16 protein-coding genes are annotated in these 14419 nt (G+C 72.3%); 12 read left to right on the plus strand and 4 right to left on the minus strand.

What is annotated here, in order from left to right; genetic code table 11:
- Positions 1–3 precede the first annotated feature (3 nt).
- From ACR9E9_RS05235 to ACR9E9_RS05255, 5 genes are read left to right on the plus strand one after another with little or no spacing between them, the layout of a single operon-like run.
- On the plus strand, positions 4–597 hold the full coding sequence (locus tag ACR9E9_RS05235) for a TlpA family protein disulfide reductase (protein ID WP_435202383.1): 594 nt from the start codon (positions 4–6) through the stop codon (positions 595–597).
- A complete protein-coding gene (locus ACR9E9_RS05240; RefSeq protein ID WP_435202385.1) occupies positions 594–1370 on the plus strand; it encodes a cytochrome c biogenesis CcdA family protein in 777 nt (258 codons plus the stop codon). Before ACR9E9_RS05235 ends, ACR9E9_RS05240 begins: the two co-directional genes overlap by 4 nt.
- Positions 1370–2926, plus strand: coding sequence for a cytochrome c biogenesis protein ResB (gene resB / locus ACR9E9_RS05245; RefSeq protein WP_435202387.1), 1557 nt, complete (start codon positions 1370–1372; stop codon positions 2924–2926). Before ACR9E9_RS05240 ends, resB begins: the two co-directional genes overlap by 1 nt.
- Entirely contained in the window at positions 2923–3882 is a 960-nt protein-coding gene (ccsB, locus tag ACR9E9_RS05250) for a c-type cytochrome biogenesis protein CcsB (RefSeq protein ID WP_435202389.1), read from the plus strand. The genes resB and ccsB overlap by 4 nt, the downstream gene beginning before the upstream one ends.
- Before the next feature lie 7 nt (positions 3883–3889).
- Positions 3890–4180: a DUF4229 domain-containing protein gene (locus ACR9E9_RS05255; protein ID WP_435202391.1), complete on the plus strand. Its 291-nt coding sequence runs from the start codon at positions 3890–3892 to the stop codon at positions 4178–4180.
- A gap of 98 nt (positions 4181–4278) precedes the next feature.
- Here ACR9E9_RS05255 and ACR9E9_RS05260 read toward each other — a convergent pair whose 3' ends face one another.
- Positions 4279–5169 (minus strand): 1,4-dihydroxy-2-naphthoate polyprenyltransferase, encoded by an 891-nt coding sequence (locus tag ACR9E9_RS05260; protein ID WP_435202393.1) that lies wholly within the window; start codon positions 5167–5169, stop codon positions 4279–4281.
- 22 nt (positions 5170–5191) lie between these two features.
- The gene (menE, locus tag ACR9E9_RS05265) at positions 5192–6340 is read right to left on the minus strand and encodes an o-succinylbenzoate--CoA ligase (RefSeq protein ID WP_435202395.1); all 1149 of its coding nucleotides are present in this window, start codon (positions 6338–6340) and stop codon (positions 5192–5194) included.
- A gap of 88 nt (positions 6341–6428) precedes the next feature.
- On the opposite strand from menE, the gene ACR9E9_RS05270 reads away from it, so the two are divergent.
- Positions 6429–6884, plus strand: coding sequence for a DoxX family protein (locus ACR9E9_RS05270; RefSeq protein WP_435202396.1), 456 nt, complete (start codon positions 6429–6431; stop codon positions 6882–6884).
- A 57-nt stretch (positions 6885–6941) separates the two neighbouring features.
- Here the strand turns inward: ACR9E9_RS05270 and ACR9E9_RS05275 are convergent, their stop codons facing one another.
- Together ACR9E9_RS05275 and ACR9E9_RS05280 are read right to left on the minus strand one after the other, a co-directional pair.
- Complete coding sequence (locus ACR9E9_RS05275) at positions 6942–7898, minus strand: 1,4-dihydroxy-2-naphthoyl-CoA synthase (protein WP_435202398.1); 957 nt, start codon at positions 7896–7898, stop codon at positions 6942–6944.
- 41 nt (positions 7899–7939) lie between these two features.
- Positions 7940–8773: an oxidoreductase gene (locus tag ACR9E9_RS05280; protein WP_435202400.1), complete on the minus strand. Its 834-nt coding sequence runs from the start codon at positions 8771–8773 to the stop codon at positions 7940–7942.
- A gap of 81 nt (positions 8774–8854) precedes the next feature.
- Here ACR9E9_RS05280 and ACR9E9_RS05285 point away from each other — a divergent pair, with 81 nt between their 5' ends.
- From ACR9E9_RS05285 to ACR9E9_RS05310, 6 genes are all read left to right on the plus strand, one after another.
- A complete protein-coding gene (locus ACR9E9_RS05285) occupies positions 8855–10111 on the plus strand; it encodes an Nramp family divalent metal transporter (protein ID WP_435202402.1) in 1257 nt (418 codons plus the stop codon).
- An 89-nt stretch (positions 10112–10200) separates the two neighbouring features.
- Positions 10201–11103 (plus strand): hypothetical protein, encoded by a 903-nt coding sequence (locus tag ACR9E9_RS05290; RefSeq protein ID WP_435202404.1) that lies wholly within the window; start codon positions 10201–10203, stop codon positions 11101–11103.
- Between the two features lie 9 nt (positions 11104–11112).
- On the plus strand, positions 11113–11517 hold the full coding sequence (locus ACR9E9_RS05295) for a VOC family protein (RefSeq protein ID WP_435202405.1): 405 nt from the start codon (positions 11113–11115) through the stop codon (positions 11515–11517).
- 5 nt (positions 11518–11522) lie between these two features.
- Entirely contained in the window at positions 11523–12509 is a 987-nt protein-coding gene (locus ACR9E9_RS05300) for an o-succinylbenzoate synthase (RefSeq protein ID WP_435202407.1), read from the plus strand.
- Positions 12510–12607: 98 nt separating this feature from the next.
- Complete coding sequence (locus ACR9E9_RS05305; RefSeq protein ID WP_435202409.1) at positions 12608–12904, plus strand: hypothetical protein; 297 nt, start codon at positions 12608–12610, stop codon at positions 12902–12904.
- Positions 12901–14379: a hypothetical protein gene (locus tag ACR9E9_RS05310; protein ID WP_435202411.1), complete on the plus strand. Its 1479-nt coding sequence runs from the start codon at positions 12901–12903 to the stop codon at positions 14377–14379. The genes ACR9E9_RS05305 and ACR9E9_RS05310 overlap by 4 nt, the downstream gene beginning before the upstream one ends.
- Positions 14380–14419 lie beyond the last annotated feature (40 nt).

The raw sequence follows: 14419 nt of genomic DNA on the forward strand, positions 1-14419 counted from the left end.
ACGATGACTGCCCACCGTCTGACCCGATCGCTCGTCGCCGGCGCCGGCGCACTCGCCCTCCTGGGAGGGGTCGCCGCCTGCTCGGGTGAGTCCTCCTCGGCCGAGGCGGCCAAGGAGGTCGGCTCGCGCAACGGGGACGGATCGCTGCACCTCATCGACGAGCAGGACCGCGGGGATCCGGTCGAGCTCGCCGGCGACACGATCGCCGGGAAGACCTGGGACAGCGCGGACCACCTCGGCTCGGTGGTCGTCGTCAACCTCTGGGCCAGCTGGTGCGGTCCGTGCGCCAAGGAGGCACCGCACCTCGTCGACGCGTACGAGGCGACGAAGGGCGCGGACGTGGAGTTCGTCGGCATCGACTACCGGGAGTCCTCCGTGGAGACCGGTCTGGCGCAGGCCCAGGAGTGGGGCTTCGCCTGGCCCTCGGTCTACGACGAGAGCGGGTCGACGGCCCTCGACATGCAGGGCAAGATGACCACCCAGCCCTCGACCGCCGTCCTCGATGGCGAAGGGCGGATCGCCGCCGTCGTCCTCGGGCCGGTGACCGAGAGCACCCTCGTGGGAGTCGTCGAGGACACCCTGGCTGAAGAAGGATGATCGCGGCACTCCCTTCGCTCGCGGCGATGTCCTCCTCGCTGAGCGACCAGGTCACCGACGGGGCCCTGCCGCTGGCGGTGCTCGTCGCCGCCCTGGCCGGACTCGTCTCCTTCGCCACGCCGTGCGTGCTCCCGCTCGTGCCGGGCTACCTCGGGTACGTCACCGGGCTCTCCGACGTCGCCCTCGAGGACCGCAGCCGCGGCCGGATGGTCCTGGGCACCCTGTTGTTCATCCTCGGCTTCACGGCCGTCTTCGTCCTCGCGTCGATGTTCGTCGCGACAGCCGGACGCGCCCTGGTCGAGCACCGCGAGCTGCTCATGCGCATCGGCGGCGTGCTGGTGATCCTCATGGCCCTGGTCTTCCTCGGCGCCGGGAAGCAGCGCACCTTCCGCCTGCCGATCAAGCCGGCCACCGGCCTCGGCGGGGCGCCGGTCCTCGGCGCCGTCTTCGGCCTCGGCTGGGCGCCGTGCATGGGCCCGACCCTCGCGGCGGTGCTCGCGCTCAACCTCACCGGCGACTCCTCGACCCTGCGCGCCGTCATCCTCGCGGTCGCCTACTGCCTCGGGCTGGGCCTGCCCTTCGTCCTCATCGCGGCCGCCTACGAGCGGTGGGCGCCGGTGTCCGCGTGGCTGAGTCGCCGCCAGCGGGCGATCCAGGTCATCGGCGCCGTCCTGCTCCTCATCGTGGGGGTGCTCCTGCTCACCGGCGGCTGGGACTCGATCACCCAGTGGCTGCAGACCCGCCTGATCAGTGATGTGGAGGTGATCCTCTGATGGTGGACTCCCAGGTCACCCAGCCCAGGCTCGGTGTCGTCGGATACCTCCGGTGGGGGTGGCGCCAGCTGACGAGCATGCGCACCGCGCTCTTCCTCCTGCTGCTCGTGGCGATCGGCGCGGTCCCCGGCTCGATCTTCCCGCAGCGCAGCCTCGACCCGGCGCGCACCGAGGACTGGATCGCCCGGCACGAGACCACCGGGCCGACCCTCGACAAGCTCGGTGCCTTCGACGTCTACTCCTCGCCCTGGTTCTCGGCGATCTACCTGCTGCTCTTCATCTCCCTCATCGGGTGCATCGTCCCGCGCACCCGGATCCACCTGAAGGCCATGCGCAGCAAGCCCCCTCGCGCGCCGCGCCGGCTCTCCCGGCTGGAGGCCCACGCCGAGGGGGAGGTCGAGGGCAGCCTCGAGGAGGTGCGGGCGGCCACGACGACCCTCCTGCGCAAGCGCCGCTTCCGCGTGGCCAGCCACGACGCCACGAGCGTGTCCGGGGAGAGCGGGTACCTCAAGGAGACCGGCAACCTGATCTTCCACACGAGCCTGGTGACGCTGATCATCGGCGTCGCCATCGGGCACCTGTGGGGCTGGAAGGCCGACATCGTCGTCCCCGCGGGGGACTCCTTCGTCAACACCGTCACCCGCTACGACACCTTCGCCCCGGGGCCGCTCGTCGACGAGGAGTCGCTCTCCCCCTTCGGCATGACGGTCGACAAGATGACGGCGGACTTCAACGACCGCGAGCCGGGCTCGCAGACCTTCGGCCAGCCGCGCGACTTCGAGGCCCACGTGACCGGCGAGGAGGCCGACGGGCAGAAGTTCACGGACATCGTCAAGGTCAACGGCCCCCTGGAGATGAAGGACGCGACGGTCTTCCTCCTGGGCAACGGCTACGCGCCCGTCGTCACCGTCAAGGACGACGACGGCAAGGTCCTCTTCAAGGGGGCGACCCCCTTCCTCGCCCAGGACGGCAACTACCGCTCCACCGGCGCGATCAAGGTCGGGGCGGCCAACGAGCCGGAGCAGTTCGGCTTCGTCGGTCTCTTCCTGCCGACGGCGACCATCGACGACGAGCAGGGTCCGATCTCGGTCTTCCCCGACACCAAGGCCCCGGCGCTCGCGCTCAGCCTCTACAGCGGCGAGCTCTACCCGGACGGTCGGCCGCAGTCGATCTTCACCCTCGACACCGCCTCGATGGACAAGGTCGAGACGACGGACGGCAAGGACCAGCTGCGGCTGTGGTTGCAGCCCGGCGAGGGGGCGACGCTGCCCGATGACCGCGGCACGATCACCTTCGACGGGATCGAGCGGTACGCCGGCTTCTCCGTGCGCCACGACCCCGGCAAGGAGCTCACCCTGGCCTCCGCGCTGCTCGCCCTGGGTGGCCTCATCGCGACCCTCGTGCTGAAGCGGCGGCGCGTCTTCGTGCGCCTGCACGAGGAGGACGGACGGGTGCGGGTCGAGGTCGCCGGCATGAGCCGGGACGACGACGAGGGCCTGGAGGACGTGGTCGCGCAGATCCGTGATCGGCTCGTGGGAGAATCGAGGACATCATGACGAACGAGATGCTGGCCCAGAACGCCAACTACGCGTTGGCCTCCGCGGCCTTCGTGATCACCGTGGCGATGCTCTGCTACGCCCTCTACCTCGCGCAGGCCGTGCCGGTGCGCGAGCGTGAGAGCACGCACTCCCGGGTGCCCGCGACCGTCGGCGGCGGGTCCGCGGACGGCGAGACCCCGACATCGGACGAAGGGAGTGTGCCGGCCGAGACCCCGGTGCGGGCGCGCAAGGTCGCCGGCATCGCCGGCTCCCTCTCCTGGCTCGGCGCGGGGCTGCTGCTCCTCTCGTGCGTCTTCCGTGGCCTCGCGGTGGACCGCTTCCCCCTGGGCAACCTCTTCGAGTTCAGCATCGCCGGCGCCTTCTTCGCCATGGTGACCTTCTGCGTCGCGAGCACCCGCCGCGACCTGCGCTGGCTCGGCGTCTTCGTCACCGCCTTCGCCGCGCTGCTGCTCATGGTCGCCTCGACCGCCTGGTACGTCGAGGCCGACGAGCTCGTCCCCTCCCTCAAGTCGTACTGGTTGCCGATCCACGTCACGGTCGCGACCCTCTCGGTCGGGATCTTCGCCGTCGGGGCGATCGTCAGCGGTCTCTACCTCCTGAGCGACCGGCAGGTCGGCGGGGAGAGGTTCTGGCGCAAGCTGCCGCCGGCGCCGACCCTGGAGAAGTTCTCCTACTCCCTGCACATCATCGGCTTCCCGCTGTGGACCTTCACCCTCATCGCCGGCGCGATCTGGGCCCGCGAGGCCTGGGGCGCGTACTGGAACTGGGACCCGAAGGAGGTGTGGACCTTCATCATCTGGACCGTCTACGCCGCCTACCTCCACGCCCGGGCGACGAAGAACACCCCGCGGCGCACGGCCAACTGGATCGCCCTGGCCGGCTTCGCCTGCATCGTCATCAACTACACGGTCGTGAACTTCTACTTCATCGGCCAGCACAGCTACGCGCAGTGAGGCCGACATGATCCGCTACACCCTGCTCCGGTTCATGATCTTCTTCGGGTGCCTCGCGCTCTTCTGGCTGCTCGGGCTGCGTGACACCAACGAGCTGCCGTGGCTGGCCGTCGCCGCCGCGATCTCCTCGATGGTCATCTCCGCCGTCGTCCTCAAGCCCTTCCGCACGGAGATGGTGCGTCAGCTCGAGGAGCGTCAGGCGGCCAAGGCCGAGGCCCGCGCGGCCCGCAGCGACACCGACGAGGCCGTGGAGGACCGGGCCGCCGAGGACGCGGATGGCGAAGAGACCTACCGCTGAACCTCAGGTTTATCGGGTCACCCGAGAAACCACGCCTTCGCAAGGGTTTTAAACTCTTGCGAAGGCGATGATTTCCGGGTCACCCGAGAATCTTGGGGTCAGCGAGCCAACGGGACGACGAGCACGACCGCCCACAGCAGCTCCGCCAGGCCGGTGGACGCGAGCGCGGGGACGAGCGCCCTGCCCCTCGCCCCCGAGCGCACGGCCCGGATGCCGGGCCCGGCGACGAGCAGGCCGATGAGCGCGACCGGCGCCCACGGGTGCCAGAAGGCCATGAGCAGCGTGCACACCACGGTCACGCCGAAGAGCCCCACGTACAGCCGACGGGTGCGGGCCTCCCCGAGGCGGACCGCGAGCGTCGTCTTGCCCGACTGCGTGTCCGAGGGGATGTCCCGCAGGTTGTTGGCCACGAGGATCGCGCTCGCGAGGGCGCCGACGCCGACCGCCCCGAGGACACCGACCACGGTGATCGCGCCGATCTGCGCGTACTGCGTGCCCAGCGTGGCGACGAGCCCGAAGAAGACGAAGACGTAGACCTCACCCAGCCCGCGGTATCCGTAGGGGTTGTCGCCGCCGGTGTAGCGCCACGCGGCGAGGACGGCCAGCGCGCCGATCGGGAGCAGGATCCACGCCTGGCTCAGCGCGACGAGCGCGAAGCCGAAGAAGGCGCCGAGGCCGAAGAAGGTGAAGGCCAGGAGCTTGACGTTCTCCGGGTTCGCGAGGTTCTGCCCGACGAGCCGCACGGGGCCGACCCGCTCCTCGTCGGTCCCGCGGATGCCGTCGCTGTAGTCGTTGGCGTAGTTGACCCCGATCTGCAGGCAGCACGAGACGAGCAGCGCGAGGAGCGCCAGGCCGAGCTGGGCCCCCTTCGTCCCCTCCTCGACGTCACGGTTGGCTGCGGCGGCGGCGGTGCCGACGACGACGGGGGCGATCGCTGCGGGGAGAGTTCGCGGGCGGGCGCCGGCGAACCACTGGGAGAGGGTGGCCACGAGGGCAGATCCTACGAGGCGCTCACCGGGTGATCAGCCCCGCCACCGCGGCACGGTCGGGTTTGCCCGGACCGAGGGCGGGGATCTCGGGGACGACGACGACGCGCCGGGGCAGCGCGTGGGCCGGCAGGTGGGGGCGCAGCATCTCGCGGATCTGCGCGACGTCGGCGTCCGGGACGTGGCCGAGCGGCGGGCCACCGGGTGAGGTGACGACCGCGAGGCCCACGGCCTGGCCCCACTCCGGGTCGGGGACGCCGACGACGACGGCACCGGTGACCGCGGGGACGTGGGCGAGCACGGCCTCCTCGACGGGGCGCGGGGTGACCTTGAGGCCGCCGGTGTTGATCACGTCGTCGACGCGACCGAGGACGGTGACCCTCCCTTCGCCGTCGACGGTGCCGAGGTCGTGGGTGCGGAACCACCGCTGACCGTCCTGCACGACGAAGGCGTCGCTCTCGAGCCCGAGGTACCCGTGCGCCAGGACCGACCCGCCGAGCAGCAGGGCGCCCTCGGCGTCGGTGCGCACCGAGACACCCTTGAGGGGCGTGCCGTTGTAGACGCAGCCACCTCCGGTCTCGGACATGCCGTAGGTCGTGACGACGCGCACGCCCTCGGAGCGGGCGTGGTCGAGCAGCGGGGCGGGGGTGGCGGCGCCGCCGACGAGGATCGCGTCGAATCGCCGCAGGGCCTCCAGCCCGACCGGGTCGGCGACGAGGCGGGCGAGCATCGTGGGGACGAGCGAGGCGTAGCGGCGCTCCGCGGACATGCCGGCGGTGGCCTCGACGAGGGCGAAGGGGGTGACCGTGGACGGGTCGATGACCACGGGCGTGGTGCCGGCAGCGATGCTGCGCAGAAGGACCTGCAGTCCGGCGATGTGGTGTGCGGGAAGGGCGAGCAGCCACTGACCCGGGCCGCCGAGCCGCTCCGCCGTCGCCTCGGCGCTCGCGATGAGGCTGGCGGCGGTGAGCAGCGCGAGCTTGGGTGCGCCCGTGGAGCCGGAGGTGGCGATCGCGACGGCGAGGTCGTCGGGAAGCGGTCCGTCGGGCAGGTGCGGTGCGAGGTCCGGCGCGTGCGGGTGGATCGGTGCGGTGCCGGTCAGCGCCCGCTCGAGGTCGGGCAGGGCGTCGAGCACGGCAGGTCCGGGTGGCAGGGGCAGCGAGGTGATCGGCACCCGACCATCCTCCCCGACACCGGTTTGGGCGCAGGCCCCCGGGTTGGTACGGTTGATTAGATTTTCAATCAATTGGAAGGATGTGGCCATGCGCCGCAGCCAGCAGATCGACACCGCCCTCCTCATCATCCGCGTCGTCACCGGCGTGACGATGATCATGCACGGCTGGCAGAAGCTCACCGGCCCCGGTTTCGGGGGAGTGGGTGACGTGTTCGTCGGGATGGACGTACCACTGGCTGCCGTGGCCGGACCGCTGACCCTCGTCGTCGAGCTCGTCGGCGGGGTGCTGCTCGTCCTCGGCCTCGGCACCCGCGTCGTCGGTGCGCTCTTCGCGCTCGTGATGCTCGGGGCCCTGTTCATCGTCCACCTGCCCGCCGGCTTCTTCGCGGCGGACGGCGGATACGAGCTCGTCCTGCTCCTCGCGGCCGTCGGCGCCGCACTGGCCGTCAGTGGTGGCGGCGCGTGGTCGGCCGACGCGGTCATCGCCGGCCGACAGGGCGCTGCGACCGCCGAGCGTCGCGAGGGCGCCCACGCCGCGGTCTGAGCGGGTCGGGCAGCTACCGTCCCGGACGGGCGCCCACCCGCAGGGGCGCCCGCGTCATCAGAAGTACCAGGGGAAGGGCGACCAGTCCGGCTCGCGCTTGTCGAGGAACTGGTCGCGCCCCTCGACGGCCTCGTCGGTCATGTACGCCAGGCGGGTCGCCTCGCCGGCGAAGACCTGCTGACCGGTGAGTCCGTCGTCGGTGAGGTTGAAGGCGAACTTGAGCATCCGGATCGCCGTCGGCGACTTGGCCATGATCTCGCGGGCCATCTGCAGCGCCTCGATCTCGATCTCGGCGTGCTCGACGACCGCGTTGACCGCGCCCATCCGGTGCATCTCCGCAGCCGTGTACGGGCGGCCGAGGAAGAAGATCTCGCGGGCGCGCTTCTGCCCGACCATCTTCGCGAGGTAGGCGCTCCCGTACCCGCCGTCGAAGGAGCCGACGTCGGCATCCGTCTGCTTGAAGCGGGCGTGCTGGCTGGCGATCGTCATGTCGCACACGACGTGCAGTGAGTGCCCACCGCCGGCGGCCCATCCACCGACGACGGCGATGACGACCTTGGGCATGGTGCGGATGAGGCGCTGCACCTCGAGGATGTGCAGCCGCCCGCCCTCCGCCTTGACCCGGCGCTCGTCGATGCCCGCGACGCTGTCGTCGCCGCTCGGGTCGGCCGCGTACTGGTAGCCGGAGCGACCACGGATGCGCTGGTCGCCGCCGGTGCAGAAGGACCACCCCTGCGTGGTCGCGCTGCTCCCCTCCCGCGGGGTCGGGCCGTTGCCCGTGAGCAGCACGACGCCGACGTCCGGGGTGCGGCGGGCATGGTCGAGGACGCGGTAGAGCTCGTCGACCGTGTGCGGCCGGAAGGCGTTGAGGATCTCCGGACGGTCGAAGGCGATCCGCACGCACCCGAGCTCCGTGGCCCGGTGGTAGGTGATGTCGGTGAGGTCCTCGAATCCGGCAACCACCTCCCAGGCCCGCGGGTCGAAGGTCTCGCTGACGTCATCCAGTGCACTCACGGGGCCGAGCCTATGCCGAGGACGTCGGCGCGGGCAGGAGGTCAGGTGCGGTTCGTGCCGAACATCCGACCCATCACCGCATCCATGACCGCGGTCGGGGTCACCTTCGTCGCGGCCACCATGGCCCTGGCGCTCTTGGGGACCTGGTAGCGGGCGCGAGGCCGACGGGCGGTGGCGGCGTGGACGATGGCCTCGACGACGACGTCCACGTCGGCGGCGCCGGAGCCGAACATCCTCTCGTGCGCCCTGGCCATCCGACGCGCCTGCCCGGCGTAGGCGCCGGAGCCGGAGTGCTCCGCCAGGGAGTCGGCCGCGATACCACCGAACTCGGTGCGGATCGCGCCCGGCTCGATGATCGAGACCGTCACCCCGTGCGGTGCGAGCTCCATGCGCAGGGCGTCGCTGAGGGCCTCCACGGCGTACTTGCTCGCGTGGTACCAGCCGCCGAGCGGCTCGCTCACGTGACCGGCGACGGAGGCGATGTTGATCAGGCGCCCCGACCCCGCGGCCCGCATGTGGGGCAGGGCGAGCTGACTCATCCGGGAGAGCCCGAGCACGTTGACCTCGAGCTGGCGCCGGGCCACGTCGACCGGCACGTCCTCGACGGCCCCGAAGACCGAGTAGCCGGCGTTGTTCACGAGCACGTCGATCCGCCCGTGCGCGGCGATGACGTCCTCGACGAGGGTGACCATCGACGCGTCGTCGGCGACGTCGACGACGTGCGGGGTCACTCCCTTCGCCCGCAGGGGCTCGAGGCGCTCGAGGCGACGGGCCGCGCCGACGACGGTCCACCCCGCCTCGGCGAGGGCGAGGGCAGTGGCCTCACCGATGCCCGAGGAGGCACCGGTGATCAGGGCGACGGGGGAGGAGGTCATGGGTCCACTCCACCTGACCCGGCTGGGAACCCGCACGGCGGGTAGCGTGCCGTGTCCCCACCACCACAGCGCAGGAGCAGCATGACCACGGCACCCGAGCACGTGAGCGCCAAGCGGTACTCGATCATCGGCCCCGGCATCATCGTCGCCGCCACCGGCGTCGGTGCGATCGACCTCGTGGCCACGCTCATCGCGGGCAGCAAGTACGAGTACGGCCTCATGTGGTGCGTCGTCGTCGGCTGCCTGATGAAGATCGTCCTCGTCGAGGGCGCAGGTCGCTACAGCCTCGCCAGTGGTCACACGATCCTCGAGGGCTGGTCCAGCCTCGGTCGGTGGACGCATGTCTACTTCCTGCCGTACATCGTCATCTGGGGCTTCGTCTACGGTGCCGCGGCGATGGCCGGCTCCGGCCTGCCGCTGCACTCGCTCTTCCCCTTCCTCGGGGTGACCTGGTGGGGGATCCTGGCCGGAGTCGTCGGCGCCGCGCTCGTGTGGCTCGGCCGCTACAGCGTCTTCGAGAAGGTGTGCGCGGCCCTGGTCGGCCTGATGTTCGTGACCATGCTCGGCGCCGCGGCCATGACGCTGCCCAACATCGTCGACATCCTCGCGGGCATCAAGCCGTGGATCCCCGGCGGCGGGCTCGTCAACGTCCTCGCCCTGGCCGGTGGTGTCGGCGGCACGATCACGCTGGCGGCGTACGGGTACTGGCTGCGGGAGAAGGGCTGGTACACCCCGGCGTACATGAAGGTCATGCGCATCGACAATGCCGTCGCCTACACCATCACCGGGATCTTCGTGCTGGCCACGCTCATCGTCGGGGCGGAGCTGCTCTACTCCGCGCAGATCGCCGTCGAGGACGGCGACCGGGGTCTGCTCGACCTCTCCCAGGTCCTCGCGGACCGCTACGGCGACTGGTCCGGCAAGGTCTTCCTCGTCGGCTTCTTCTCCGCCGCGATGTCCTCGCTCCTGGGCGTGTGGAACGGCGTCTCGCTGATGTTCGCCGACCTCGTCGGGCACCTGCGTGGTCTGCCCGAGGACGACCCGGACCGGCTCGGTGGCGGGCGCTGGTACAAGGCCTACGTCCTGTGGCTGACGATCCCGCCGATGGCGATGATGTTCCTCGGCAAGCCGATCTGGCTGATCCTCGCCTACGGGGTGCTCGGGGCGCTGTTCATGCCCTTCCTCGCGGTCACCCTGCTGTGGTTGCTCAACACCGACCGGGTGCCCCGCGAGTGGCGCAACTCCTGGTACACCAATGTCGCGCTCGTCCTGTGCGCCGGCGCCTTCGCGGCGCTCGCGGTCAACCAGGTGTGGGGAGCCGTGAGCGGCGTCCTCTGAGCCTCCACATCCGACGCGCGCGTCGGCGCCTCGTCCACAGCGCGCGAAGGGAGGTGTCCCGCGCCGGCCGCAGCCGGTGGGCTGGGGTCGTGGCCGGTCGCACGGACCGGCCCCGACGAGAGGACGGACCGATGGCCGAGCGGTGGTTGTACGGAGTGGACGGTGGCCGCCAGGGGTCCCTGCCCCCGTGGGGGATGGACCCCTGGGAGGAGGGGATCGCGCCCCCGTCGGGCGACCTCGGGAGCCTGACCGAGATCGTCGTCATCGACGGTCAGGTCGTCGACACGCGGCGGCGACCGGTGTCCGGCAGCGGTTACGAGTGCGCAGCCCTCGAGCTGGACCATCTGCGCGGGCCGGTGCAGCCGCGGGTGGAGCGGGTGGTGGTGCGCGAGGAGCCGCAGGAGGCGATGGTGCACTGGCTGCAGCGCGTCGTCGGCGGGCAGGCGTCGCTGGCCGGCCTCGACGACCACCCCCTCCCGCCGTCGGAGCCCCTTGCGCTCGACCAGCTGCCCGCAGGGTCCCGGGAGCGGGCGAGCATCATCGACGAGCACCTCGATCTCGTCGGCACCCCCGCGATGGTGGGGGAGGAGCTGCTCACCGCCTACCGGAGGTTGATCGTGCAGGCGGCCCGTGCCGGCATGCTCCACCAGTGGCGTGAGGTCCCGCCCGAGCGGGTGACCGCGGCGATCATCCACTGCGTGGTCAGGGCCAATGCGCTCACCGGGGCGGGAGCCCCCTTCCGGGTCGCCGACTTCACGCGCGGCCTGGGCGTTCCCAGTGTGCCGGCGTCACGCTCGCGCAGCCTCGCCCTGGCCCTGGGCGGGTCACAGTGGCCCCACGGGCGCAGCCCGGTCGAGGCGCCGGAGGTCTACGTCCTCGGTGACGTCGGGCTCCTCGTGAGCCGCTTCCGCAACGAGCTGGTGACCTACCGGGACCTGGCCAGGGCGGCCGAGGCCGCGGCCGTGGCGGCTCCGGAGGCGACGGCGGGTTAACGTCCTCGCATGTCACTGCGCTGGTACCACACGGCCGTCGACGCCCACGACATCGCGATGCTCGCGCGGTGGTGGGCGGATGTCCTCGGCTGGCGGATCGAGTTCGAGGACGACTACGAGGTCAACGTCGTCCCTCCCGAGGCCCACGACGACCCGATCGACACGCTGGCGACGTGGCAGGCCCTGCGCTCGGGGCTGGTCTTCGTGCCGGTCCCCGAGGGCAGGACGACGAAGAACCGGCTGCACATCGACCTCGCCCCGCACATCAGCCAGGACCGCGATGCGCAGATCGAGGACCTGCTCGCCCGGGGCGCCACGCGGGTGGACGTCGGTCAGGGCCAGGACGTCACGTGGACCGTGCTCGCCGACCCGGAGGGCAACGAGTTCTGCGTGCTCTCCAGTCGCGACCGGTGAGCGCCGTGCGCAACCAGCCCGGGCCGGACGAGGTGCGCGACGGCCTGCACGTCGTCACGCTCCCGCTGCGGACCCGCTTCCGGGGGATCACCGAGCGGGAGGTCGCGCTCGTGGAGGGCCCCCGGGGATGGGGTGAGTTCGCCCCCTTCGTCGAGTACGGGCCGCAGGAGGCCGCCCGTTGGTTGGCCGCGACGATCGAGGCGGCATGGACCGGGTGGCCGGATCCGGTGCGCACCACGGTGCCGGTCAACGCCACCGTCCCCGCCGTCCCCGCCGCGGACGTCGCCGGGATCCTCGCCCGCTACCCGGGTTGCACCACGGCCAAGGTCAAGGTGGCCGAGCCCGGCCAGCGGGAGGACGACGACCTCGACCGGGTCGCGGCGGTGCGCGAGGCCATGGGCGCGCGCGGACGCATCCGGGTCGACGCCAACGGCGGCTGGTCCCTGACCCAGGCCCACGACATGCTGGCGTCGCTGGCCCCCTTCGACCTCGAGTACGCGGAGCAGCCCTGTGCCGACGTGCGCGACCTCGCGCGGCTGCGGGTGGAGCTCGCCCTGGGCGGGGTGGACGTGCCCGTCGCCGCGGACGAGTCGATCCGCAAGGCCGAGGACCCGCTCGAGGTGGCCCGGCTGGGCGCCGCCGACCTCGTCGTCGTCAAGGTGGCGCCGCTCGGAGGAGTCGCCCGGGCGCTCGAGGTCGTCGCCGAGTGCGGCCTGCCCGCCGTCGTCTCCTCGGCGATCGACTCCAGCGTCGGTCTGCGAGCCGGGGTGGCGCTCGCCGCGGCACTGCCCCAGCTCGAGCACGCGTGCGGTCTGGGGACCGGCGCGATGCTCGGGGCCGACGTCACCACCGACCCCCTGCTCCCCACCGGGGGTGTGGTGCCGGTGCGGCAGGTCCTCGTCGACCCGGCCCTCCTGGCCGAGCACGCCGCCCCGGCCGACCGCCTCCGGTGGTGGCGCGAGCGCGTCGGTGCGGCCTTCGCCCACCTGTGACGAGCACCCCGGTCACAAGCCCGGGCCGCTGAGGAGCGCCGTCCACAGCCCCGGCGACGGGGGCGCCACGAGGCGGTGACCTTCGGTGGGCTGGGCCCATGGACGTCCCCACGATCCCGATCGACGCGCTCGGCACGACCGCCGCGCGCCTGGATCGCTGTGCCGAGCGCATCGCGGTGCAGGCGAGGACGATCCGCTGCGCCACGAGCGAGGCGTGGCAGGGGGACGCGGCGGACCGGCACCGTGAGCTGGTGGCGGGGCACACGGCCGACCTCGAGGAGCTGGCCCGGCGGCTGCACGAGGCCGCCACCCGGGTGCGGCAGCTCGACTCCACCGCGCGGCAGCGGGTCGTCGACCTCGGCCGGGTCGACCGCAGGATCGGGCTGCTGCCGTGACCGCGGGCCTCGAGGTGCGCGGAGGGGCCGGCGGCCTGACGGTGCAGCTGACGCAGCTCGAGCGCGCGGCAGGAGTGCTGCAGTCGGTCGGGGGCGACGTGGCGGAGACGGCGATCGTCATCGGTCTGGCCGCCGCGGAGCCCTCCCTCGCCCTGGCCGGGGTGCTCGCCCCCGTCGAGTACGCCGCGGCCGAGCTGGCCATCTGCCGCTGCGTCGGCCCCACCGGTGCCGGTGGCATCGCGACCGAGATCCTCGCGAGCGCCGTGACCACCCGCGCGGCCGTCGCGACCTACCGCACGGGTGAGGCAGCCGTGGAGGCGCTCTTCGACGGGGCGGCCACGGCCGTCGGCGCGGGCGTCGGTGCCACGGTCGGGGCCGCGGCCCCCGCCGTCACCGCCGTCGCGGTCGGGGTCGCCCTCAGCCCGGGGGCGAGGATCGCCCTGCAGGTGCCCGGGGCGCGCGAGCGGGTGCTCGCGGTCGGGCTGGGCCTCGGGCAGGGCGCCGACGAGATCCTCGCCGACCACCCGTGGCTCGTGCCGGCCGCGGCCGATGGTCTCGACGGGCTGGTCCTGGGGGTGGGGGTGGGCCGGCCGGCCCTGGGGACCTGGCTGAGCTGGCGCTCCGGCCGCCTCGGCGTGCCGTACCCACCACGCACCCGGGCGGAGGCCCTCGGCGTCATCCTCGCGGCCACCCGGGGCGCCGCCCTCGACGAGAGTGACCAGGACGTCTCCGTGCGGGTGCACCGGCAGGGCGGGGGACGGGCGCCGACCGGTGTCACCGACCTCGTCGCGGCGCACGGGCCGACCTCGGGCGGGTCCCGGGTCAGGCTCACCGGCGTCCCCCGCGCCGACGGGACGTGGACCTGGGTGGTCGACGTCCCCGGCACGCAGACCTTCCACCCCCGGGCCGGCGCCAACCCGTGGGACCTCACAAGCAATGTCCTGCTCTCCTCCGGGCGGGCGACGCTCACGACGCGGGCCGTCTCCCGGGCGCTCGCCGACGCCCAGCGCCGCACCGGGTCCACCCTCACCAGCCGGGTCATGCTCACCGGACACAGCCAGGGCGGCCTCACGGCAGCGGCGCTCGCCGCCGACCCGGCCTTCCGCGAGCGTCACGGGGTGACGCACGTGGTCACCTCCGGGGCGCCGATCGCCACCGTCGGCGTCCCCGAGGAGGTGTCCGTGCTCAGTCTCGAGCACGCCGAGGACCTCGTCCCCGGGCTGGAGGGCGAGGACAACCCGGACCGGGAGTCGTGGGTGACCGTGCGGCGTGCCGTCGCGGACGAGCTCGGGCCGGATGCTCGCGCCACGCAGGCGCACCACGTGGGCCGCTACGCCGAGACCGCTCGGCTCGTCGACGCGAGCGACGACCCGTCGCTGGCGAGCTGGCGCAGGGGCGCGAGCAACTTCCTCGACGGCGAAGGGGGCGAGGCCGTCGTCATCGACTACGACATCGAGCGGGTACCCCGGGAGTGACGGGGGACCTGGTCGGCGCGGCAGCAGTGGCAGTATCGAT

This window comes from Janibacter sp. GS2 (assembly GCF_051200835.1).
GTDB lineage: Bacteria > Actinomycetota > Actinomycetes > Actinomycetales > Dermatophilaceae > Janibacter.

Coding starts and splice junctions, on each gene's coding strand:
- ACR9E9_RS05280 (WP_435202400.1), bottom strand. CDS start 8,773: ATGACCTCCTCCCCCGTCGCCCTGATCACCGGTGCCTCCTCGGGCATC.
- ACR9E9_RS05305 (WP_435202409.1), top strand. CDS start 12,608: ATGGACGTCCCCACGATCCCGATCGACGCGCTCGGCACGACCGCCGCG.
- ACR9E9_RS05240 (WP_435202385.1), top strand. CDS start 594: ATGATCGCGGCACTCCCTTCGCTCGCGGCGATGTCCTCCTCGCTGAGC.
- ACR9E9_RS05270 (WP_435202396.1), top strand. CDS start 6,429: ATGCGCCGCAGCCAGCAGATCGACACCGCCCTCCTCATCATCCGCGTC.
- ACR9E9_RS05295 (WP_435202405.1), top strand. CDS start 11,113: ATGTCACTGCGCTGGTACCACACGGCCGTCGACGCCCACGACATCGCG.
- ACR9E9_RS05235 (WP_435202383.1), top strand. CDS start 4: ATGACTGCCCACCGTCTGACCCGATCGCTCGTCGCCGGCGCCGGCGCA.
- ACR9E9_RS05255 (WP_435202391.1), top strand. CDS start 3,890: ATGATCCGCTACACCCTGCTCCGGTTCATGATCTTCTTCGGGTGCCTC.
- ACR9E9_RS05285 (WP_435202402.1), top strand. CDS start 8,855: ATGACCACGGCACCCGAGCACGTGAGCGCCAAGCGGTACTCGATCATC.
- ccsB (WP_435202389.1), top strand. CDS start 2,923: ATGACGAACGAGATGCTGGCCCAGAACGCCAACTACGCGTTGGCCTCC.
- resB (WP_435202387.1), top strand. CDS start 1,370: ATGGTGGACTCCCAGGTCACCCAGCCCAGGCTCGGTGTCGTCGGATAC.